We start from the raw sequence: 20,339 nt of genomic DNA, 5'->3' as shown, positions 1-20,339 counted from the left end.
GGGCATGGCGCGGGAAATGGTGGTCTACGCGGCGGCCGTCGCGGTGACCCGGGGCGTCTCCCTCGCCCTGACCCCCGCCTACACCCGGCTCCTCGATCCGGTGGAGTTCGGGGCCCTGGAGACCCTCCAGGTCACCCGCCAGCTCACGCTGATCGCCCTCGCCCTGGGCATGCGCCAGGCAGTCCTGCGCTTCTACGAGCTCCGGGACCGGGAGACGACCGGCGTCAGCCACCTGGTCTCCTCCGCCCTCCTGGTCCCCACCGTCCTGGGGACGATCCTGGTCGGGGTGGGGATCGCCTTCGCCCCCCTCATCTCCTTCGCCCTGGTGGGCGACGCGGCCCTCGGAACCGTGGTCGTGCTCGTCCTGGCGGCGGCCGCGATGGAGGCCATCCTGGAGATCGGCCTCCAGGTCTTCCGGGCCCGCGGGCAGGTCTGGGTCTACGCGTCCTTCCTGGCAGGCACGACCGTGGTCTTCGGACTCGGGGCGCTGGCCCTGGTCTTCGGGGGCCAGGGGCTGCCGGGCATCTTCGGCGCCCGCTTCGGCGTCTTCGCCGCCGGCGCCACCCTGGCCCTGGTGATCGTGATCCGCCGCACGGGATTCCATCCGGACCGCAAGCTCCTCGGCCAGCTCCTCCGCTTCGGCGTGCCCTTCGTGCCCGCCGCGCTCTGCTGGATGGTGGTCCAGGCCTCGGACCGCTACTTCCTGGCGCACCTCGTCGGTCTCGAGGAGGTCGCCCGCTATGCCGTCGCGGTGCGCACCTCGAGCCTGATCGGCTTCTCCATCGTGGCGCCCTTCCAGCTCGCCTGGCCGCCGCGCGCCTACCGGATGCACGCGAATCAGCGTGCGGCCCTGCCGGCGATCGCCGGCAACGCCGTGAGCTGGCTCGGCGCGCTGCTCCTCCTCGCCAGCTTCACCGTCGTGGTCCTCTCCCCGGACATCGTCGCGGTGCTCGGCGGAGACCGCTATCTCGGTGTGCACACCCTGGTGCCCGTCCTCTGCCTCACCTGGCCCGGCCTGGCCGTGTACTACTGGGCGGGGACCCTGATCCAGACGACGACCAGCTCCCTCCGGATCGCCGTCATCGCATTGCTGGCCGCCTCGATGAACGTGGTGCTCAACGCCGCGCTGATCCCGAGCATGGGCGCGCTGGGCGCCGCGGCCGCCAGCGCCATCGCCACCGGCAGCGGGGGCCTGCTCTCGATCGTCTGGCTCCGGGGCCGGTCGCTGGCCACACCCCAGTGGGGGCGGCTCGGCGTCCTCTTCCTCCTCGCTGCTCTCGCCGGAGCCCTGGCCCTCTGGCTCCTCGGAGAGAGCGCCCTCCAGCGGAGGGTGCTGGGAGGGGCGGGGCTGGTCGTCCTCGCGGCAGCCCTCGCTTCGCCGCTCTTCGCGACGAAGGAGGAGCGTGCCCGCGCGCTGCGACTGCTCCGGCGGGACGCGGCCTAGGCCGTCCGAGCTCCAGCGATCGATCGTGTCGTGGGAACCACTCGGTCCTGCGGCAGCGAGACCCTCTGGGCTTGCCGCTCGAGACGAATCGCCAGGACGAGCGCGATGCCCATGATCAGGTGAATGGCCACGACCGGCGCCGGCGAGGAGAAGAAGGGCTGGAACATCGAGAGCATGATGGCCGCGACGTGCGTGGCCAGGGCAGCGGAGATGAAGCGGGCCTCCGGCGTCTGCCTGTTGAACCCCGAGAGAGCCCGGAGGCACCGGCCCCACCACCGCAGGTGGAGGGTCAGCACGAGGCCGGTACCGACGACTCCGCCGTTCACCAGCAGCCAGAGGAGATCGTTGTGGATGGTGTGTCCCCGGGACATGTGGACCACGTCGAAGTTGCGTCCGGTCACATATTCGAACTCGTGCCGGTAGCCGAATCCGGTGCCGAAGATCGGTGACTCGAGAAACACCTCCACCGCTCGAGTCCAGGACCCCCACCGCCAGTTCATCCCTCTCCTCAGGTTGTCCACCGAGAAGCGCTCGACGGCCAGGCTCGTGGGGTCGACCTGCCAGACGACGAGAGTCGCGATCCCGATGGCCAGCCCCAGGGCGATGAACCCGATGACCATCAGGCGGCCGGAACTCTGATCACTCGTCCAGGCCCAGACCGTCGCCGCGATCACGAACGCAAGCCAGACGGTGCGATAGTTCGAGGCCACCAGGCAGACGAGACCCAGGCCAACGAAGACCAACCAACGACCCTTGTACTGGCGGTCGGTGGCCACGTGACCCAGGCCGAGGATCATCGCGAAGATCAGGCCGACGGACTCCAGATGAGAGAGGTAGCGGTCGGGAACCCCCAGCCCCTCCATGTACTCGTGGGCGTAGCCCTGCCCGGTGACGAGGCGCCACGCGACGATGAGGCCGATCACGCCCGCCGCTGCCAGCACCATCCTCTCCAGGGTGACGAGCGATGGAGCGGTGGTCTGCAGGAGCACCACGGCTGCCAGGAACACCAGCGGATAGACGCAGATGCGGCGGAACACCCCGACGGCGTCGAAGAAGGCGTTGTCGCCCAGGACTCCGTACGCGGTCAGCGCCACCCCGGCCGCGACGATGGCCACGAAGTGCAGCAGGTAGGGTGGGATCACCCGGGTGCGCAGCACCCGGACCACGGCGGCGGCCAGCAGCGGAATGACCGCGAGATCCGCCACGAAGATCCCGAAGGGCACCCGCGTGACGTAGGCCGCCAGCGCCTGGGGCAGCGAGAGGCAGGCCAGCATCGTGAGCAGGGTCCACAGCCCGAACCGGCGCTCGACGATCAACGCCGCGGTGCAGAGCCACAGGACCGCGGCGATCCCCATCGGCGAGGCGAAGGGAGCCAGGAGGACCTCGAGGGCGATCAGGAGCAAGAATGCGCCCAGCCAGGGACGGAGATCCGCCTGGCCCGCCGTCCCCTTTGCCGCGGCGGTCATTCCCCGGGTTGCTTCAGATAGGGCGCCGCCGCCAGGCGCGCGAGGACCAGGAAGGCGAAGAAGAGGAACCCCGCACCGAACCCGAATACCCCCGAGACGATCGCCCGCTTCTGGATTCCCCTCGCCTGCACGTCCGGCCCGAAGATGACGGTGCTGGCCCGGGCGTGGGGCTCCTGGTTCTCGTCCTCGAGCTTCGAGATGTGCTTGATCAGGCCGACCGCCGCCGCCCAGGCCGTCCCCTCTTCCTCCGACCGCTTCGAGGGCGCCTGACCGCCCGTCGAGGTCCCCTGGGGGGCCGTGATCGCCTTCTCCAGCTGGGCGAGCAGCTCCTTGTTCTCGGCGATCTGTCGCTGCCGGGCCGCGATGAAGCCCTCGAGCATCCTCGCGTGCTCGCCGACGATCGCCTGGGCCGTGACCTGGGCGACGCGGGTCGCCAGCACCGGATCCTCGCTCTCGACCGTCAGGGCCACCATCTTGCCCTCGGGGCCAGCGGTGGCCTTGAGGACCATGGTCTCGGGCAGGGAAACCGGGTCCTCGCCCTGCTCGCTCAGGAGGCGCTCGACGTAGGTGCGCGAGGTCGCGCGGGTCGAGACCACCCGGGCGGTCTCGATCTGCTCCCCCGTGGGGACGGTCCCGATCGCGATCTGGATCTGCACCGTCGAGGGGTTGGCGCGAAGCAGGCTGGTACCGCTGGCCACCAGACCGGTCAGCACGCAGAGGCCCAGCACCTTCCAGCGCCAGGTCCAGGTCGTGGAAATGAGTTCTGCCAGCAGGTCGTCGCCTGCGGGCATCGCATCCCCCTGGTGTCCATCGATCATGTGGCCGGTGTAGCGGTGGACCCCAGGCCTGTCAACGCGCCGCTACCTAGCCCGGATCGTCCACTCGATACCGGTAGGAAGCGGCTGGCCCCTCCACGGACCAGGCCGGACGGGGCACGCCACGACGCTCCGCTGGCACCGGGATCCGGACCAGGTCTCCTCCCTGGAACGCCCAGGCCCGGACCGCCCCCTCCCGGTTCCAGTGAACGATGATCGTCCCTGCATCGGACGGCATCAGCTCTAGGGCCTCGTCCAGCTCGGGGGGACGCCCTCCCAGCTGACGACGCCACCAATCCCGGTCGAAGTCGTCCTCCGGCCGCACGCGCTCTGCGGGGAAGCGCGCCCCAGCCAGCTCGACCAGGTTCGAGGCCTCGTCCAGACCGTAGACCTCCATCACCGCCGGATATTGGTCACCACCTCGACAGACCACGATCTCGTCCAGTCCATCACCGGTGAGGTCTCCGCTGGCGATCGCACGGAAGGGGCCGCGCCCCGGGTCGGCTCGCTCCGAGACCAGCTTCAGGGAACCCGGTGCGGGCTCCACCACCACGAGCCGCCGATCCCGGTTCCGAGCCCCGACGAGCGCGACGCCGGCCGGGCCTCTCGCGCCGACGAGATCGATCCAGCGAGAGCCGTCGGGGAAGTCCAGGACCGCCTCGACCGAGCCCGCGAGGGAGACCAGCCGCCAGTCTCCATCTCGATTGGACGCGACCACGATCCCCTCTTCGATGACCGCCACTCCCGACCATCGCGCGCTCAGGTCACGGATCAGCGGCGCTCCCAGCGGCCGCAGTCGCCCGCCCTCCGGTCGGTAGAGAGAGACCTCTCCCACCGCGTTGGCGGCCACCACCCGCCCATCCCCCAGCCCCGCCGCGTGGGTCAGGGGCTCGCAGGCGTCGCCAATCCAGTCGCGGTCCGAGTCACTCTGCCGCGGGTTGGCGACCCGGGGGCAGTTGTCCGCGCCATCGGGAACCCCGTCCCGATCGAAGTCTCTGGACAGCAGCGGTCCGACCGGCTCCAGGATCTCCGCCCCCTCCCCGACCACACCGACGATCCGCGAGTCCTCGTCGAGGAGAGGAGCCCCCGGCGCGACCGGGGCGTCACAACGAAGGCGCCGCGGGCTCCCGGCGAGGACCCGGCAGGGCGTCTCCCCTCCGGGCTGGAGCGCCACCAGGCTCGCCGCGCCTGCGTCCCCGAGCTGCAAGGAGAGCGGACCGCCGGTGGTGTCGAGCAGGTCCCGCGCCTGGCCGGGGTCCCGGCAGGTCACGGTCACCGCTCCCGTCTGGCTGTGGAGATCCGCGATCCCGGTGCAGCGCTGCTCTCCCCCTCCCGCCAGCGTCAGCCGGGCCGGCAAGCGCTCCGCGCAGACGCGGTGGGTCAAGACCGCACCGCTGGAGATGACGGAGGCCAGGCAGTCCTGACCTCCGACCTCCAACCTCCCCACGTAGGCCCTGCGATCCGGGCGCACCGGCGTCTCCCGGGTGAGCACCGCCGGCGCCGCCGTCCCATCCTCCGAGGGTCCGTGAACGAGCTCCGGCACGCCCAGGGTCAACAGGGCCACGCCCACGGTGGACCCTACGAGGACCCACAGGCGAGGCGCGGAGGGGCGGAGCAGCGCGACGATCCTGATCGCGAGGGCGGCCGCGAGCGCCGCCGTGGCCCCCGCCGGGGCCCAGGGTCCGGTGAAGGTTCCCGTCCCCAGGGAAGGCAGGAGCCCGTGAATCGTGACCAGGTAGGTCAGGTTCACGAAGACCAGCGCGAGGACGACCGCCTGCGAGAAGGGGTCGCGAAGCACCCGCTGGCGATGCCCCCGGTCCAGGGAGGCCACCACCACCGCGGCGAGCCCGAGGCCCAGGGCAGCCATGCGCGGAACCGCGCCCCGACCGAGGACGATCCCCGACATCCCCAGATCTGCCTCCCAGACCCCCTGGCTACTCGCGATGACGAGGCCGGCGAGGCCAGGGAGGAGGCCATCGAGCCAGCGAGCCCGGAGCCGGGAGAGCACCTCCTCCTCTCCCACCCAGCGGGCCGCCACGGTGCCCAGGGAGAGCGCGAGGGTGAGGGCGTAGAAGGTCTCCGCGCTGAAGAAGGGATCCTGGGTCAGCCCTGCGACGAGGAACGCGAACACGCCCCCCATGCTGCCGAGAGCGCACGCGGCAGCGAAGCGATGACCCACCGGGCCCCTGGCCTTTCCATAGGTCGCCGAGGTGACCCCGAAGAAGATGGTGAAGATCCAGAGGAAGGCGGCCAGCCCGAGGGGGCCCGCGACGGCCCACAGATGGAGAAAGTTGTTGTGCGCGTGGCAGCGCACGGGCTGCTCCATGTCGAGGCGGTCGTAGTACCAGTCCGTGGCGGGCGTGAAGTGGCCGTAGCCGATGCCCAGCGCCGGGGCGTCCCCTGCCATCTCCAGCGAGCGCGCCCAGAAGAAGATCCGATCGGCGTTGGCGTCGTACTTCAGGTCGAACATGACCTCGGCCTTCTTCCCCACCGCCGGCGAGAAGGTCACGAGCCCGACGCTGAGCACCACCAGCGCCCCGACCATCGACAGGAAGGTCACCGGAGAGCGGCGGGCCGCCATGATCACCAGGCCCGCGCCGAGCCCCATCCAGGCGGCGCGAACCTGGGTGTGGCCCAGGACGACGAGCGCCGGCACCGTCCCGGCCAGGATGAGCAGCCGGTCCCTCAACCGACTCGCCCACTCCAGCGCGAAGGCGATGGCGATCGGGATCAGGATGGACAGGACGAAGGCCAGGGTCGACGGGATCCGGAAGGTCCCGCTGGGCCGGAAGCGTGTCGCCAGTACGTCCGACCGACGCTGCACCGCGTTGACCGCCGAGCGCGAGATGTCGATCCCCGTGTAGTGCTGGAGGATGCCGTAGACCGAGACGAGGATCCCCACCCCGAAGCAGGCCAGCAGCATCCAGGATGCGAGCCGGGGCTTCCAGGCCAGGCCCGCATAGAGGGTGAAGAGCGCGAGGAACCTCCACGCGTCGAAAGCCTCCCTCTCACCCGGCGACGAGAAGTGACTGGTGAGCCCCGAGACGCTCACCACGACGACGAAGAGCAGGACCGCGCCGTCGAAGGGAGTGGGCGTGAGCCGGGGGCGGGTCTCCCTGAACCCCAGCGCCGCCAGCGCCCCCAGCGCCAGCAGGAAACTCACCTGCACGCCGGCGATGCTCATCGGCACGAAGGCGCCGTAGGCCACGACCGTCCCGGCGATCAGATGGTGTATCCAGCGGGCGTTCGGCGCGTCGTTCACGGGCGCAAACATACCCTGACTTCTGCATTCGCAAGGAATGCGTGTTGGTATACACATCCCCACCGTGAAAGCGCTGTTGAGCAAGACTCCGGTCGTCGGACCGCTCCTTCGTGCGCTGAAGCGCAGGCTCGCAGCGCTTCACCGCTTCCGCGGCAGCGCCCGGTACTGGGAGCAGCGCTATGCGTCGGAGGGGACCTCCGGAGCGGGCTCCTACGGCGAGTTCGCTCGCTTCAAGGCCGGGGTCCTCAACGCCTTCGTCGCCGAGCACCAGGTCCAGTCGGTGATGGAGTTCGGCTGCGGCGACGGAAACCAGCTTCGCCTGGCCGAGTACCCCACCTACCGTGGCTTCGACGTCAGCCTGACGGCCGTGGAGCGTTGCCGGGAGATCTTCTCGAGCGACCCGAGCAAGTCCTTCGCCCTCCTCTCCGACTACCAGGGCGAGCAGGCCGAGCTCGTGCTCTCCCTCGACGTCATCTACCATCTGGTGGAGGACGAGGTCTTCGAGGCGCACCTGCGGACCCTCTTCGCGGCCGCCCTCCGCCACGTCATCGTCTTCTCGAGCGACGTCGACAAGCCTGACTTCGGGAACGACCACGTCCGCTACCGGCGCTTCACCCCCTGGGTGGAGACCCACGCCCCGGAGTGGTCACTGATCGAGCGGATCGAGAACCCGATTCCCTACGCGAACGACGTCGAGACGGGCACCCGCGCCCACTTCTTCGTCTACGGCCGCCGCTAGGCCAGGTCTCACGCGTCCCGTTCGCCGAGCGCGAAGCGCCGGAGGCAACCGACGAGCCTCTCCAGCTCGGCGCTCTCCCGGGAGTGTCCGGTCGCCGGCTCGGAGAGCGCCACCTCGATGGCCTCGGGGAGGTCCTCGACCTCCGTGATCACCCGGATGCCCGGCAGGTCGCCGAGGGAGGCGACGGTGGCCAGCTGATGATCGTTCCGGTGCTCCCCCCGCGCGGCCTCCCGGGGGACGACGATCAGGCGCCTCCCGGCCTCCCGGCAGGAGAGGATGGTCCCGATGCCAGCGTGGGCGACCACCAGATCCGCCCGATCGAAGAGCGCTCGCCAGGCCTCCGGCGCCAGCGTCTCGTGGGCCTGGCAATGCTCCGGCGGCCTGCCCCCGGACGCCGTCTGGATCACGACCTCCTGCCCCGGGTGCTCCCCTGCCCAGGCGTCCACCGCGCGCACGAGGCGATCGAAGGGGAGCTGCGTCCCGACGGTGACGAAGATCAAAGCACGCTCCCCTCGTAGCGCGGCCCCTCCGGCCGGGCGAGGTGCGGCCACTGGGTGAGCCAGAGGTCGGCGAAGGGGCGGACCTTCGCTCCCGAGACCGACAGGCGCTCGGCGTTCGCGACGCTGTCCACCCAGATGGTGCGGGCGCCCATCGCCTTGCCGTAGAGCAGCGCGAAGAAACCCGGAGCCGCGCCGGTGGAGACGACGAGCGTGGGACGGATCCTCACCATGACCCGGAGCACCTGCGCCGCCATCACGAGCAGCTTGCCCCGGGTCTGCAGGTTCGCGTCCATCACCACGTGGAGCTGCGCTGGCGCGACCTCGGCCTCGAGCCCCTGCTCGGTGGAGAGATAGACGCAACGCATCCCCTCGAAGGCCCGGTCGAGCCGGCGCAGCTGCGCCCAGTGGCCTCCGTGGGATGCGACCAGCAGCACCGTCTCGGGCCGCCCGCGGCTCATTCCTTCCCCGGTCGCCTCGAGGCCCGATCGAGGAGCACGCCGAGGCCGAGTCGCCGCAGCTGGCGCTCGCGCAGGTATTCGACCACCTCGCGCTCTTCGAAGACCGGCCGGTCTCTGAGATGGGACCAGACGAAGCCCGCGCCCAGCGCCAGGCTCCCGAGGACCGCGGGCCGATCGGCGGCCCGCCGCAGGCAGCGAGCGGCGAGGAAGAGCGGGTGGTAGCCCATGAAGTGGGCGAACTCACCGGCCCGGAAGCGGCCGCGGATCACCCCCCGCGCCGAGCCCGAGGGCCGGTGGTGGATGACCTCGATCTCCGGGAAGCTGCGGGTCTGCCACCCGTTCATCTGAGCCAGGAAGCCGTCGATCCCGTCCCAGCCGTTCACCGGCCGTACGCCGCCCCACTCGTCCCAGCACGCCCGCCGGTAGGTCTTCAGCGCCCCTCGCGTGTGATCCGGGGGGACGGCCTCGTACCACTTCTTGCCGTTCCGGTACTCGTAGCAGCCGCCGCCGGCGATCCCGAGACGCTCTCGATCCGCGAAGAGCTGGAAGACGCGCTCGAAGTAGTCGTCGGGCAGCGTGAGGTCCGCGTCGATCTTGGAGAGGAACTCCCAGTCGGTCCGGGCCCGGGAGAGCCCCTGGAGGAAGAGCCGGGCGACCTTCCCACCCAGCTCGCGGTCCACGGTGACGTCCCCCTCGATCCGCCGCGCCCAGGGGTGCTCCAGGCAGAACGCCTCGATGAGCTCCCGGGTACCGTCCGTGGAGTGGTCATCGACCAGGATCCACTCGGTGGGGGGGAGCGTCTGGGCTGCCATCGAGCGCAGCAGCGCCGGCAAGTGATCCTGCTCGTTGTGTACCGGCGTGACGACGACGTGTTGGATGCTCATGACCTTCCGCGGCGGCACAGATGAGGCGCCGACCCGTCGGCCGTCGCGCGACGTTGGTACTTCGCGCGTCCAGGCCGGTCAATGGAGATGCTCACCTCCCGGCCTCCACCCGCCGCGCGATCGAGCTGTAGGTTGCCAGCCGGAGCGCGGCGATCACGCCGTTGGCGAGGACCGCTCCCATCAAGCCGATCATGGGCAGGAGGAGGAAGAGCAGCGCCAGCTGGAGCACGACCATCGCCCCCTCGAAGTGCAGGAGCCACCCCCGTCTCTCCTCCTTCGGCCGAGCGGCGAGCAGGCCCCCCGGGACCGCCTGCAGCATCCGGAGCGAGGCCACGGCGGCCAGGGGGAGCAGCAGCCCGGCCGAGGCGTCGAAGCGCCCCGAGAAGAAGAGATGGAGCGCGGCGGGGACGACCCCGACCAGGACCGCCAATCCCAGGCCCACCAGCCCCAGGGGCGCCAACCAGGCCCGGGCGAAGGCGGCCTCGCCGGTCCGGCCGGGACGCGACCGCTGGTATTCCGCCTGCCCCACCCCCAGCAGGTCGAAGACGAAGAGAAAGTTCGCCGCCGCGGCATAGAAGCCCAGCATGGGCAGATCCACGAAGAAGGGGATCAAGAGCCGGTCGAGGCGCAGCGTGAGCGCTCGCGCGGCCTCCACCGCCCGGTGTCCGGTCCGGGCCTCCGGGAGCGCGCGAGGGTCGCTCCCGGGCCACCCTCGCGGGCTTCGGGCGACGAGGGCCAGGGCGAGGGCCGCGGCGGTGGTCGCCAGGGTGAAGAGCCCGAACCCGCGCTCGTCCAGCGACCGTCCCGCGAGGACCTGCAACCCGAACCAGCCGGTGGCCAGGCCGCCGGAGAGGAGAAGGCGCGAGGTGCCCGTCGACGTCGGCCCGGAGCTGCCGGGGGGCGCTCCCCTCACACCAGCTCGCCGTCGTCGCCGGCCACGGCCTCGGTCTGCGCCTTCCGGAAGGCCTGGAGCCGGCCGCGCAGCCCCTCGTCCGAGAGCGCGATGATCTGCGCGGCGAGGAGGCCGGCGTTCTTCCCGCGATCGATGCCCACGGTGGCCACGGGGATGCCCGGGGGCATCTGCACGGTGGAGAGGAGCGCGTCGAGGCCTCCGAGGCTGCCGCCGCCGATGGGGATGGCGACCACCGGCAGGAGGGTGTGGGCCGCCGTCACCCCGGCCAGGTGCGCGGCCAGGCCCGCGGCGCAGATGATGACCTTGGCCCCCCCCGCCTCGGCGGCGGCGATGAGCTCCAGGGTCCGAGCGGGCGAGCGGTGGGCGGAGGAGACGTGGGCCTCGGCCTCGACCCCGAGCTCTTCCAGGACGTCCCGGGCCTTCTTCACGACCTTCCAGTCGTTCTTCGAACCCATCAGCAGCAGGACCTGCGCGCTCATGACTCGCTCTCCTCTCCCTTGCGGTCGCCGATGTCCCGGCGAAAGTGCATACCCACGAAGGCCACGCCCTCGATGGCGGAATAGGCGCGCCGGCGCGCCTCGCGGATCGTCGCCCCGAGGGCGGTGACGCCGAGGACCCGGCCCCCGGCGGTCTGCCAGACCCCCTCCTCGGAGCGGGTGCCGGCGTGGAAGACCTTCACGTCCTCGGGCACGCCCTCGAGGCCGGTGATGGCCCGCCCCTTGGGGTAGCTGCCCGGGTAGCCCTCGCTGCAGAGGACCACGCAGCAGGCGGTCTCCTCCCGCCAGGCGAGCTCGATCCCCGAGAGATCACCCTGCGCCGCGGCCAGGAAGGCCGGAGCCAGGGGCCCCTTCACCCGGCGCATCAGGGGCTGGGTCTCGGGGTCGCCGAAGCGCACGTTGAACTCGAGCACCTTCGGGCCGTCCGCCGTGAGCATCAGGCCCGCGTAGAGCACGCCGCGGAAGGGGGCGCCGCGCCGGGCCAGCACCTCCAGCATCGGCTGCATCACCTCGAGGCGCACTCGCTCCAGCCCCTCGGCGTCGAGGCCCTCGACCGGGGAGAAGGCCCCCATGCCGCCGGTGTTCGGGCCGGTGTCGCCCTCGTGCACCGCCTTGTGATCCTCGGAGGCGGCCAGCATCAGCACCCGGCTGCCGTCGCAGAGGGCGATGGCGCTCTTCTCCTCGCCGATCAGCAATTCCTCGACCACCACCCGCTCACCGGCCTCACCCACCTGACCCTCGAGCATCAGGGCGTCGACCGCGGCCCCGGCCTCGGCGAGGTCGTGGGCCAGGATGACGCCCTTGCCCGCGGCGAGGCCGTCGGCCTTCACCGCGACCCTGCCCTCGAAGCGGGCGGCGAAGGCCTTCGCCTCGGCCGCGTCGTCGAAGGCGGCCCAGGCGGCCGTGGGCACCCCGGCCTCGTCCATGATCTCCTTGGCGAAGGCCTTGCTCGACTCCAGCCGGGCCGCGGCGGCGTCGGGGCCGAGGACCGCGAGGCCGCGCGCGCGCAGGCGGTCGGCGAGGCCGTCCGCCAGGGGCTGCTCCGGGCCGATGACCACCAGGTCGATCTCCCGCTCGAGGGCCAGGGCCTCGAGGCCCGCGAGGTCGTCCACCGGCACCGGGACGACCTCCACGTCCTGGGCGATCCCGGCGCTCCCCGGCGCGCAGATCACCACCCGCTCGGCGTCGTCCTCTTCCGGCCGGGAGAGGCGCCACGAAAGGGCGTGCTCCCGACCCCCTTGGCCAACCACCAGGATTCGCATGGGCGGCTTCTACCAGGGCCGATGCCCTGGGCAAAGCGAGCCTCGAAAGAGGCGGGATCTGGCCCTATTGCAGGTGGTAGAGCGCCGAGCGCGCCGACCAGGAGCTGGGGTTGGTGATCATCACCTCCCGCAGCGCCCTCACCGCCTCCTCCTTCTTCCCGTCGCCGTGATCGAGGATCGCCTCGCGGATCTTCACCGAGTGGAAGGTGGGGTCGATCCGCTTCGCGGCGGCGTAGTGCTTGCGCGCCTCGCCGGGACGCTTGCGCATCTCCTCGGTCCGCCCGAGGAGGTAGAGCGGCATCGGCGAGAGCCGATCCGAGGCCCGGGCCCGGAGGAAGGCCTTCTGGGCGCCCGCGAAGTCGCCGGCGTCCCAGGCCAGCATGCCCAGGTAGACGTGGGCGGGGAGGTTCTGCTCGTCGAGCTCGATGGCCTTCTCGAGGGCCTTCTTCGCCGTCTTGCGGTCGCCCGAGAGGTAGAGGGAGATGCCCATCCCGGCGTGGGAGAGCCCCTGCAGCGGCTCCCGCTCGATGAGGGCCTCGAAGCCCTCCTGCACCGCCGCGTAGAGCAGGCGCTCGTCGTAGAAGTTGGTGATGTCGCCCGGCCCGGAGGCCTCGATGGGGTCGATCGAGAGCAGCCCGGTGATCCGGGTGAAGGCCTGGCGAGGCTTGCCCGCCGGCGCCAGCATCGCGGTGGCCAGCAGGGCCCGCCCGAGATCGCCCGGGCTCTCGTCGGCGGCGCGCCGGGCGAGCGTGAGGGCGTCCTCGTGATCCTTTCGCGCGTTGGCGACCAGGGCCTTGAGGGTGTTGAGGCTCGCCCGGTCGGGGATCGCGCCCGAGGCCGAGGCGAGGTGGTCCGCGGCCACGGCCACCTCACCCTTCTCCAGGGCGATGAGGGCGGCCTGGTAGTTCGCCGGGCCGTCGTACTGGGACTCGGCGATGACCTCGGAGAGGAGCTCGCTCGCCTTGGCGTACTGCCCCGCGAGGCGGTGGAGGGTCGCCCGGTGGGTCTTCACCAGCAGGGTGGTCTTCGCGTCGGCGAAGTCCATGCGCTTCTTCAGGATGAGGTCCAGCTCGCGGGTCGCGCGGCGGACGTCTCCCTCGACCTGGTACCGCATCACGGCCAGGCGCAGCTCGAGGTCCACCCGGTCGGTGTCCTCGGCGAGGATGGCCTCGTAGACCTCCCGCGCCTTCGCGTGCTCGCCCACCCCGAGGTAGAGGCGGGCCAGGGATCCCGCGGCCTCCTCGTGGCCGGGGGTGCGCTTCAGCCGGGCCCGGAAGGCCTTCTCGGCGCACTGGAAGTCGCCGGACTCCTCGCAGACCAGCCCGAGCTCGGTCTCGATCCGGGGGAACTTGTCGGCGTGCTCCGAGAGCTCCTGGAGCAGCGCCACGGCCCGGGTGTGATCGATGAGGTTGGTCGCGCGGGCGGCCAGCAGCTTCGCCTCCACGCTCTCGGGCTGCAGGCTCGAGGCCTGATCCGCCAGGCGGCGGGCCTGAGGCGCCGAGCCCGGCCCCTCCATCAGGAGGGCCGAGGCCCGGGCCATCAGCGCGATGGGCTCCTGCGGCGCGGCCGCCTCGAGGAAGCGGGCGTAGGCCACCAGGCGGGTGAGCTTGGCCGCGTCCGGATGCCAGTGCGAGAGGTAGGCCGTATTGAGGACCAGCCGGGAGAGCGCCTCGACGCTGTCGGGCTGCGCGAGGAGGGCCCGCTTCAGGTCGGCGTCGGCCTCACCGTAGCCGGTGAGGGTGTCGACGGCCATGTGCTTGCGCGCGGCGTCCAGGTTCTGGGTCGCGCCGCCGCCGGCGTCCACGACCTCGAGCCGGAAGTTCGCCAGATCGTCCTCCACCGGGTTCGGCGGGAGCGGCGGCGGCCGCTCGACGATGAACTTGGCCACGGGCTCGAAGAGCCGCCCCACCCCGCCGAGGGCGCCGGGGCTGTAGGCCTGCACCATCACCCCGGCGACGCCGAGGGCGATGAGCCCCAGGACACCGATGATGACCCAGGGGATCTGGCGCTTCGGCTGCTGGAAGGAGGCCGCGGCCGTGCGGACCTTGAAGTTGGAGGCGGCGGTCTGCAGCAGCGGCGCGCACTCCGGGTACTGCGAGATGAGCCGGAACTCGTCGGCGTCCTTGGCGATCTGATCGCCCGGCGCCAGCGAGCCGGTGGCGGCCATCTCCTTGAGCTCTTCGAACTCGTAGGGGCCCCAGATCGAGCCGTCGTGCTTCTTGATCCGGTAGCCCTTCGGGGTGTTCGCGGCCAGCTCGTCGGGGCGAGCGCTCTTGAGGGCCACGGCCCCCAGGGCCAGGCCGGCGTCAGGGGGCGGCGCGGCCGGAGCCGGAGCGGGCGCCGGCGCGGCGGGCGTCCCGCCCAGATCGAGGGAGGCGAAGGGGTCGTCGTCGCCCTCGAAGGACAGCGCCCCTCCGGGCTCCGCCGCGGGCGAAGCAGGAGCGCCACCGCCGAAGTCGAAGATGTCCTCCGGGGCCGTGCTCGCCGCCGACGCCGGTCCGGCGGCCGGCGGGGCCGCGGCGGGGGCGCCCGGAGCTGCCCCACCCGGTCGGACGGTCTCCTGATGACCGCACTTCGGACACTCGACCCGCGCCCCACCCGGCCCGACCGCCTGGTCGGGGATCATGTAGGCCGCACCACATTGGAAGCAATCGACGCGCACGGCGCCACTCTATCCCAGAGCGGTCCTGGACACCCGAAAAGGGCAACGAGCCCGTCGAACCCGTTTCTGGCCGGTTCAGTGCCGGAAGTGCCGGGTCCCGGTGAAGACCATGGCCAGGCCCCGCTCGTTGGCGGCGTCGATGACCTCCTGATCCTTCTTGGAGCCGCCGGGCTGGATCACCGCGGTGGCGCCCGCCTCGGCGCAGGTGTCGAGGCCGTCCCGGAAGGGGAAGAAGGCGTCGGAGGCGGCGACGCAGCCCTCGAGGGAGAGGGCCGCCCGCGAGGCCGCGATCTTCGCGCTGTCCAGCCGGCTCATCTGCCCGGCCCCCACCCCGACCAGCTGCCGGTCGGAGGCGTAGACGATGGCGTTGCTCTTCACATGCTTGCAGCAGCGCCAGGCGAAGCGCAGGGCCACGATCTCCGACTCGGTCGGCGCCCGCTCGGTGACCACCTCGAAGCCCAGGGCGCCCTTCGCCGGATCGAAGGTGCGCACGTTGCGGTCCTGCACGAGCACGCCGCCGCCCACCGCCCGCAGCTCGGTGCCGCCGCGGGGGAAGCTCCCGCCCGCCAGGCCCGGGAGGGCCAGGAGGCGAAGGTCCTTCTTCCGGCTCAGGCGCGCCCGGGCCTCCTCGGAGAAGGCCGGCGCGATGATGATCTCGAGGAAGGTCTCGGCGAGGGCCTCGGCGGTGGCCGCGTCCACCTCGCGGTTGAGGGCCACCACCCCGCCGAAGGCGCTGATGGGATCGCAGGCCCTGGCGTCGAGGTAGGTCTTCGAGAAGTCCTGGTCCGGGCCGATGGCCACGCCGCAGGGGTTGAGGTGCTTCACCACCACCGCGCAGGGCTCCTCGAACTCCTTGACCACCTCCAGGGCGGCGTCGGCGTCGAGGAGGTTGTTGTAGGAGAGCGCCTTGCCGTGGAGCTGCTCGGCGGCCGCCACCACCGGCTCGCCGGCGACGCCGGGCCGGGCGTAGAAGGCCGCGGACTGGTGCGGGTTCTCGCCGTAGCGCAGGTCCTGCACCTTCTCCCAGGTCTCCGCGAGGGTCGCGGGGAAGCGCTGGCTCTCCGCCTCGGGGCCCTCCCGCGCGGTGAGGTAGTTGCAGATGGCGGCGTCGTAGGCGGCGGTGTGGGCGAAGGCCTTCGCCGCCAGCTCGTAGCGCAGCTCCCGGCTGGCCTCGCCGCTCGCCAGGGCCTCGGCGACCCGGTCGTAGTCGGCGGGGTCCACGACCACCAGGAGGTGGGCATGGTTCTTCGCGGCCGCCCGGACCATCGTCGGGCCGCCGATGTCGATCTTCTCGATGGCCTCGGCGAGGGTGACCCCCTCCTTCGCGATGGTCTCGCGGAAGGGGTAGAGGTTCACGGCGACGAGCTCGAAGGGCGCGATGCCGTTCGCCTCCATGTCGGCGCGATCCGAGTCGAGGTCGGGCCGGCCCAGGATGCCGCCGTGGATCGTCGGGTGGAGGGTCTTCACCCTGCCGCCCAGGATCTCCGGCGCGCCGGTGACCTCGGACACCCGCGTGACGGGGATGCCCTCGGACTCGAGGAGACCGGCGGTGCCGCCGGTGGAGACGAGCTCGAAGTCCAGCTCCGCGAGACGACGGGCGAAGGCTGCGAGGCCGGACTTGTCACTCAGCGAGAGGAGCGCTCGACGGTTGGCCATGAGCGGCACAGGTAGCCGTGCCGGCAGCGATGGTCAAACCTCGAACGTCCAGGGGCGGCGGACCCTGGCCCGGCCCTCCCACCGGTGGGGCCAGCCGGGCGGCTCAACCGCCCGGGATCAGGCTAGTCGTCCGGATCCGTCGCCTCGCGGATCTTCTCCAGGCCGCACATCTCCACCTGGCGGATCCGTTCGCGGGTCAGGTTCATGATCTCCCCGACCTCCTCGAGGGTGATCCCCCCCTTGTCGGCGACATCCAGGGCGCAGGTCTCCTCCATCTCCCAGATCTCGACGTCCGGGAAGTTGAGCTTGATCGAGCCCGTCTCCGGGTTCACGTCGAGCCAGAGGTGGTACTTGCACGAGACCCACATGCAGGGCCGCTCGGCCTCGAGGCAATCCGAGCGCGAGCGCGGCCGCATGTCCTCCGCGTTGCTCATGATCTCGAGGAGCTCGGGATCGAGGCCTCTGGCACGTTCGCGCCGCATGTCCCGCGCAATCTCCTTGCGCGACATCGTCCTCGAGCGCCGCCGGCCCTTCCGGCCCTGCCGCTCGCCCAGGATGCTCTCCTCGTCGATGGGATCTCGTTCCTCGCCGGTCCCGTTCATCTCTTCTCTCCTCAAGGCCTTTGCGGGGCCGCTACCGTCATCATCCGAGCGCGCCGTCCCCGCCTGCATACGGCGCGCTGCCTTCGCCACGATTCGAAATCTCTAGGGGCTCGCTTCCATCGAGGTGGGTGAGGCCGCGATGGCCGAGCCGATCCGCTCCAGCCGGCGCACCAGGGCCGTCGCCGTGCGCCGGGTCTCCCTGAACTCCTGGTGGAGGGTCTTGCGCCGCTCGGGGAGCAGGTCGCGCGCCTCCAGCTTCGAGGAGAACTCCCGGAAGACGGTGTCGATCGCCTCCTGCAAGGCGTCGAGGTCGTTCCGGAAGGCCACGAAGGAGTCCTGGATCTCCTCGAGGGTCATGCCCTCGCTCATCATCTTCTTGAGCAGGTTCACCCGGCGCACCACCGTGACCGGGTAGACACCGCGCGATCCCTTGTGCTTTCCCTTCTGTCCCACCCTCCGCAGGCAGCCGGGCAGGAGGCCCAGCTGCACGTAGCGTCGGAAGGTCGCCTCGGAGAGGCGGACCTCACGGGAGAGGAAGATATCGATGACCTCCTTCGAAGAGATGCCATCGGCGAAGGCCGACTCGATCTCCCGGATCTCGTCCGGCGTGAGGAGGTTCATGCTCATCGAGTGATCTTGAATCCAGTGAATATCATCTATTGAGTTAGCTACATCGAGTGTCGTATCGGCAATGTACGCTATTGAATATCATCGAGTCAAGCGCCCCCCGGTCGCTTTTCCTCTTTTTTTGCGCCCCAGATGTAGGTGTAGGTAGGTATGGCCTCCTTCCTCATCGGTGACCTGCAGGGCTGCTACGACGCCCTCGAGGCGCTCCTCGAGCAGATCGGCTGGGATCCCGCGCGGGATCGCCTGATCTTCACCGGTGATCTGCTCAACCGCGGGGGCCAGGATCTCGAGGCTGCCCGCTTCGTCCTCGCTCACGCCGACCGGGTCGAGGCGGTCCTGGGCAACCATGACCTCCACCTCCTCTCCACCGCGGCGGGGCTGCGGCGCGCCAAGAACAGCGACACCTTCGGCGCGCTCCTCGCCGCGCCCGAGGCGGAGGACTACCTCGCCTGGCTGCGGCGGCGCCCCCTCCTGCTCCACCTCGACGGCCGGACCCTGATCCACGCCGGCCTGCTCCCCGAGTGGAGCCTCGAGGAGGCCGGCGCCCTGGCCGCGCGCCTCGGGGCCCGCCTGCGCGGGGGTGAGCTCGAGGCGCTGGTGGGTCCCCGGGGGGAGGGCGAGCGCCCCACCCCGCCCTGGCGGGAGGCGGCCAGCCTCGGCGAGGACGCGCGCGACCGCCTGGCCCTCGACGCCTTCGTGGCCCTGCGCTACCTCGACCGCCGGGGAGCCCTCGCCCCCGGCTGCACCGAGGCCCCGGAGGACGCCCCCCCCGACCTCACCCCCTGGTACGCGGCCAGAGGAAGGGCCAGCGCGAGCGCCCCCCTGGCGCACGGGCACTGGGCCTCCCTCGGCCTGCGCCTGCGCCCCGAGCTCTGGTCCCTCGACGGAGGCTGCGTCTGGGGAGGCACCCTCTGCGCCATCCGGCTGGAGGACGAGGTGGTCTTCCAGGCGCGGCGGCCGGCCCTGAACGCGTCCGGGTAAAAAAGAGGCGCCCCGGATCCCGCGTGCTACCGTCGAGGTAGGACCGAGCCAGGAGCCATGTCTAACGAGGGTGAGAGCGGCCCGCGCCGGGCGAGATCGGCGCACGCCCGCGGGATGCGTCTGTCCAGCCGCGGGTGGAGCCAGGAGGCCGCCAAGTGCTTCCGGGAGGCGGTGGAGCTCGACCCGGACCGGGTGGAGAGCTGGGACGCCCTGGCCGCGTCCCTCGCCGAGATCCAGGACCTCCCCGGCGCCCTCCACGCCCAGCTCGAGGCCCACCTGCGCTCCCCCGACGACCCGGCGCTGCGCCTGAACCTGGGCAACCTCCTCCACCACTTCGGTCCGCAGCTGGCCATCGAGTCCCTGGAGGCCGCGGCTCAGGACGAGGACCTGGCGCCCGACGCCCACCTCACCCTGGGGCTGCTCCACGCCGACCTCGGCCGCCACCACCTGGCCCGCCACCACCTCGAGGAGACCCTCTCCCGGGATCCCGACGACATCGAGGCGCTGCAGGAGCTCGCGGCTCTGATGATCGAGCAGGACGAGGTCAAGGAGGCCATCGGCCTGCTGCGGCGCGCCCTCGAGCTCGAGCCCGAGGCCCCGGAGCTCTGGCTGGACCTGGCCCGGGCCTACGCGACCCAGCGCCTGCAGAGCCCCGCCCGGGACGCCCTGCGCCGGGCCGAGGAGGTCGGCGGGGCGGGCCCGGACCTGGCCCTGATCGACGCCCTCCTCGCCGCCCTGGAGGGGAACACGGAGGCCGCCCTCCTCTCCCTGCAGCGCGCCTACCGGGATCCGGGGGAGCGCGAGCTCCCCCTGGAGTTCCTGGACGACCCCGCCTTCGAGTCCCTGCGGGACCGCCCCGAGTTCCGGGCGCTGCTGGAGGGGGGCGGATGAAGACCGACCCCCACATCGTCCTGCCCAAGGCCGAGCTCCTCGAGCAGATCGGCAAGGGGCTGCGGAGGGTCAAGAGCGCCGACGAGTCCCCCGACGAGCGGGGCTTCCGCACCATCTGGCACCACGGCCCGATGAAGACCGACCTCTTCTCCTTCGTGGGCCCCGACCGGCAGCTCGCCCGGCAAGAGCTGGTCTTCCTGGGCAAGGCGGTCTCCTGGGACGAGCGCGACGGCCTCTCCACCGGCGTGGTGAACCTCTTCGACAGCCCCTCCGCGCCGGCCTCCCAGCAGGTGAGCTACGGCGACTCCAAGAAGGAGGTCGACCCCCTCATCCTGCTCCAGGCCAGCCGCATCCTGCGGGTCGCCCCCGATCCCGACTACTACACCCAGAGCCTGCGGCGGCTGGCCAACGCCTACCTCATCGAGCACGGCACGCCGGCCACCGAGGTGAAGGCCCTCGAGCCCGAGATGCGGGCCGAGCTCCGCCGCCTCTTCGAGGTGTCGCAGGAGGTCGCCGCGCTCCCGCCCCGCGAGGAGCCCGCCCCCCGCAGCGAGTTCCCCTGGAAGCTGGTCGGGGGGATCCTGGCCCTCCTGGCCGCGGTGGGGGTCGGCGCCGGGCTGGCCCTCCTCCTCGCCCGCTGACCTCCCTTTCCTTTCCCCCCTCTTCCTGGCAGCGTGGGT

General features: G+C 71.4%; 18 protein-coding genes. 5 read left to right on the top strand and 13 right to left on the bottom strand.

Annotation, left to right across the window (positions count from 1 at the left end):
• Window positions 1-4: 4 nt before the first annotated feature.
• A complete protein-coding gene (locus P1V51_04280; protein MDF1562235.1) occupies window positions 5-1,444 on the top strand; it encodes an oligosaccharide flippase family protein in 1,440 nt (479 codons plus the stop codon).
• Here the strand turns inward: P1V51_04280 and P1V51_04275 are convergent.
• From P1V51_04275 to P1V51_04265, 3 genes are all read right to left on the bottom strand, one after another.
• Window positions 1,441-2,910 carry an O-antigen ligase family protein gene (locus tag P1V51_04275; protein MDF1562234.1) on the bottom strand — a complete coding sequence of 490 codons (1,470 nt, stop codon included), beginning with the start codon at window positions 2,908-2,910 and terminating at the stop codon, window positions 1,441-1,443. The genes P1V51_04280 and P1V51_04275 overlap by 4 nt on opposite strands.
• Window positions 2,907-3,701 (bottom strand): hypothetical protein, encoded by a 795-nt coding sequence (locus tag P1V51_04270; GenBank protein ID MDF1562233.1) that lies wholly within the window; start codon window positions 3,699-3,701, stop codon window positions 2,907-2,909. Before P1V51_04270 ends, P1V51_04275 begins: the two co-directional genes overlap by 4 nt.
• A gap of 73 nt (window positions 3,702-3,774) precedes the next feature.
• On the bottom strand, window positions 3,775-6,987 hold the full coding sequence (locus P1V51_04265; GenBank protein MDF1562232.1) for an O-antigen ligase family protein: 3,213 nt from the start codon (window positions 6,985-6,987) through the stop codon (window positions 3,775-3,777).
• Between the two features lie 76 nt (window positions 6,988-7,063).
• Here P1V51_04265 and P1V51_04260 point away from each other — a divergent pair, with 76 nt between their 5' ends.
• Window positions 7,064-7,726 carry a class I SAM-dependent methyltransferase gene (locus tag P1V51_04260; protein ID MDF1562231.1) on the top strand — a complete coding sequence of 221 codons (663 nt, stop codon included), beginning with the start codon at window positions 7,064-7,066 and terminating at the stop codon, window positions 7,724-7,726.
• An 8-nt stretch (window positions 7,727-7,734) separates the two neighbouring features.
• Here the strand turns inward: P1V51_04260 and P1V51_04255 are convergent, their stop codons facing one another.
• The 10 genes from P1V51_04255 to P1V51_04210 all read right to left on the bottom strand — a co-directional run bounded on the left by P1V51_04255 (window position 7,735) and on the right by P1V51_04210 (window position 17,787).
• Window positions 7,735-8,226 (bottom strand): glycosyltransferase, encoded by a 492-nt coding sequence (locus P1V51_04255; GenBank protein ID MDF1562230.1) that lies wholly within the window; start codon window positions 8,224-8,226, stop codon window positions 7,735-7,737.
• Window positions 8,223-8,684, bottom strand: coding sequence for a UDP-N-acetylglucosamine--LPS N-acetylglucosamine transferase (locus tag P1V51_04250; protein ID MDF1562229.1), 462 nt, complete (start codon window positions 8,682-8,684; stop codon window positions 8,223-8,225). Before P1V51_04250 ends, P1V51_04255 begins: the two co-directional genes overlap by 4 nt.
• The gene (locus P1V51_04245) at window positions 8,681-9,568 is read right to left on the bottom strand and encodes a glycosyltransferase family A protein (GenBank protein ID MDF1562228.1); all 888 of its coding nucleotides are present in this window, start codon (window positions 9,566-9,568) and stop codon (window positions 8,681-8,683) included. Before P1V51_04245 ends, P1V51_04250 begins: the two co-directional genes overlap by 4 nt.
• Before the next feature lie 91 nt (window positions 9,569-9,659).
• Complete coding sequence (locus tag P1V51_04240; protein ID MDF1562227.1) at window positions 9,660-10,481, bottom strand: hypothetical protein; 822 nt, start codon at window positions 10,479-10,481, stop codon at window positions 9,660-9,662.
• A complete protein-coding gene (purE, locus tag P1V51_04235; GenBank protein ID MDF1562226.1) occupies window positions 10,478-10,960 on the bottom strand; it encodes a 5-(carboxyamino)imidazole ribonucleotide mutase in 483 nt (160 codons plus the stop codon). The genes P1V51_04240 and purE overlap by 4 nt, the downstream gene beginning before the upstream one ends.
• Complete coding sequence (gene purD, locus P1V51_04230) at window positions 10,957-12,240, bottom strand: phosphoribosylamine--glycine ligase (GenBank protein ID MDF1562225.1); 1,284 nt, start codon at window positions 12,238-12,240, stop codon at window positions 10,957-10,959. The genes purE and purD overlap by 4 nt, the downstream gene beginning before the upstream one ends.
• A gap of 64 nt (window positions 12,241-12,304) precedes the next feature.
• Window positions 12,305-14,902 carry a tetratricopeptide repeat protein gene (locus P1V51_04225; GenBank protein ID MDF1562224.1) on the bottom strand — a complete coding sequence of 866 codons (2,598 nt, stop codon included), beginning with the start codon at window positions 14,900-14,902 and terminating at the stop codon, window positions 12,305-12,307.
• 75 nt (window positions 14,903-14,977) lie between these two features.
• Window positions 14,978-16,558, bottom strand: a complete 1,581-nt coding sequence (gene purH, locus P1V51_04220; protein MDF1562223.1) for a bifunctional phosphoribosylaminoimidazolecarboxamide formyltransferase/IMP cyclohydrolase — start codon at window positions 16,556-16,558, stop codon at window positions 14,978-14,980.
• Window positions 16,559-16,680: 122 nt separating this feature from the next.
• Complete coding sequence (locus tag P1V51_04215; GenBank protein MDF1562222.1) at window positions 16,681-17,160, bottom strand: sigma factor-like helix-turn-helix DNA-binding protein; 480 nt, start codon at window positions 17,158-17,160, stop codon at window positions 16,681-16,683.
• A gap of 102 nt (window positions 17,161-17,262) precedes the next feature.
• Entirely contained in the window at window positions 17,263-17,787 is a 525-nt protein-coding gene (locus tag P1V51_04210; protein ID MDF1562221.1) for a MerR family transcriptional regulator, read from the bottom strand.
• A gap of 150 nt (window positions 17,788-17,937) precedes the next feature.
• Here P1V51_04210 and P1V51_04205 point away from each other — a divergent pair, with 150 nt between their 5' ends.
• From P1V51_04205 to P1V51_04195, 3 genes are all read left to right on the top strand, one after another.
• On the top strand, window positions 17,938-18,768 hold the full coding sequence (locus tag P1V51_04205) for a symmetrical bis(5'-nucleosyl)-tetraphosphatase (protein ID MDF1562220.1): 831 nt from the start codon (window positions 17,938-17,940) through the stop codon (window positions 18,766-18,768).
• 114 nt (window positions 18,769-18,882) lie between these two features.
• Window positions 18,883-19,659 carry a tetratricopeptide repeat protein gene (locus P1V51_04200; GenBank protein MDF1562219.1) on the top strand — a complete coding sequence of 259 codons (777 nt, stop codon included), beginning with the start codon at window positions 18,883-18,885 and terminating at the stop codon, window positions 19,657-19,659.
• Window positions 19,656-20,300, top strand: a complete 645-nt coding sequence (locus P1V51_04195; GenBank protein ID MDF1562218.1) for a hypothetical protein — start codon at window positions 19,656-19,658, stop codon at window positions 20,298-20,300. The genes P1V51_04200 and P1V51_04195 overlap by 4 nt, the downstream gene beginning before the upstream one ends.
• Window positions 20,301-20,339: the final 39 nt, after the last annotated feature.

It is taken from the genome of Deltaproteobacteria bacterium (genome assembly GCA_029210625.1).
Taxonomy (GTDB): domain Bacteria; phylum Myxococcota; class Myxococcia; order SLRQ01; family SLRQ01; genus JARGFU01.
Note: the sequence above shows the minus strand (reverse complement) of the source record. Positions and strands in the feature narration are given on the sequence as shown.

Bases quoted from the DNA above. Each gene is read 5' to 3' on its own strand.
- P1V51_04280 (MDF1562235.1), top strand. From the start codon at position 5: ATGGCGCGGGAAATGGTGGTCTACGCGGCGGCCGTCGCGGTGACCCGG.
- P1V51_04275 (MDF1562234.1), bottom strand. From the start codon at position 2,910: ATGACCGCCGCGGCAAAGGGGACGGCGGGCCAGGCGGATCTCCGTCCC.
- P1V51_04270 (MDF1562233.1), bottom strand. From the start codon at position 3,701: ATGCCCGCAGGCGACGACCTGCTGGCAGAACTCATTTCCACGACCTGG.
- P1V51_04250 (MDF1562229.1), bottom strand. From the start codon at position 8,684: ATGAGCCGCGGGCGGCCCGAGACGGTGCTGCTGGTCGCATCCCACGGA.
- P1V51_04245 (MDF1562228.1), bottom strand. From the start codon at position 9,568: ATGAGCATCCAACACGTCGTCGTCACGCCGGTACACAACGAGCAGGAT.
- purE (MDF1562226.1), bottom strand. From the start codon at position 10,960: ATGAGCGCGCAGGTCCTGCTGCTGATGGGTTCGAAGAACGACTGGAAG.
- purD (MDF1562225.1), bottom strand. From the start codon at position 12,240: ATGCGAATCCTGGTGGTTGGCCAAGGGGGTCGGGAGCACGCCCTTTCG.
- purH (MDF1562223.1), bottom strand. From the start codon at position 16,558: ATGGCCAACCGTCGAGCGCTCCTCTCGCTGAGTGACAAGTCCGGCCTC.
- P1V51_04215 (MDF1562222.1), bottom strand. From the start codon at position 17,160: ATGAACGGGACCGGCGAGGAACGAGATCCCATCGACGAGGAGAGCATC.
- P1V51_04210 (MDF1562221.1), bottom strand. From the start codon at position 17,787: ATGAGCATGAACCTCCTCACGCCGGACGAGATCCGGGAGATCGAGTCG.
- P1V51_04205 (MDF1562220.1), top strand. From the start codon at position 17,938: ATGGCCTCCTTCCTCATCGGTGACCTGCAGGGCTGCTACGACGCCCTC.
- P1V51_04200 (MDF1562219.1), top strand. From the start codon at position 18,883: ATGCGTCTGTCCAGCCGCGGGTGGAGCCAGGAGGCCGCCAAGTGCTTC.
- P1V51_04195 (MDF1562218.1), top strand. From the start codon at position 19,656: ATGAAGACCGACCCCCACATCGTCCTGCCCAAGGCCGAGCTCCTCGAG.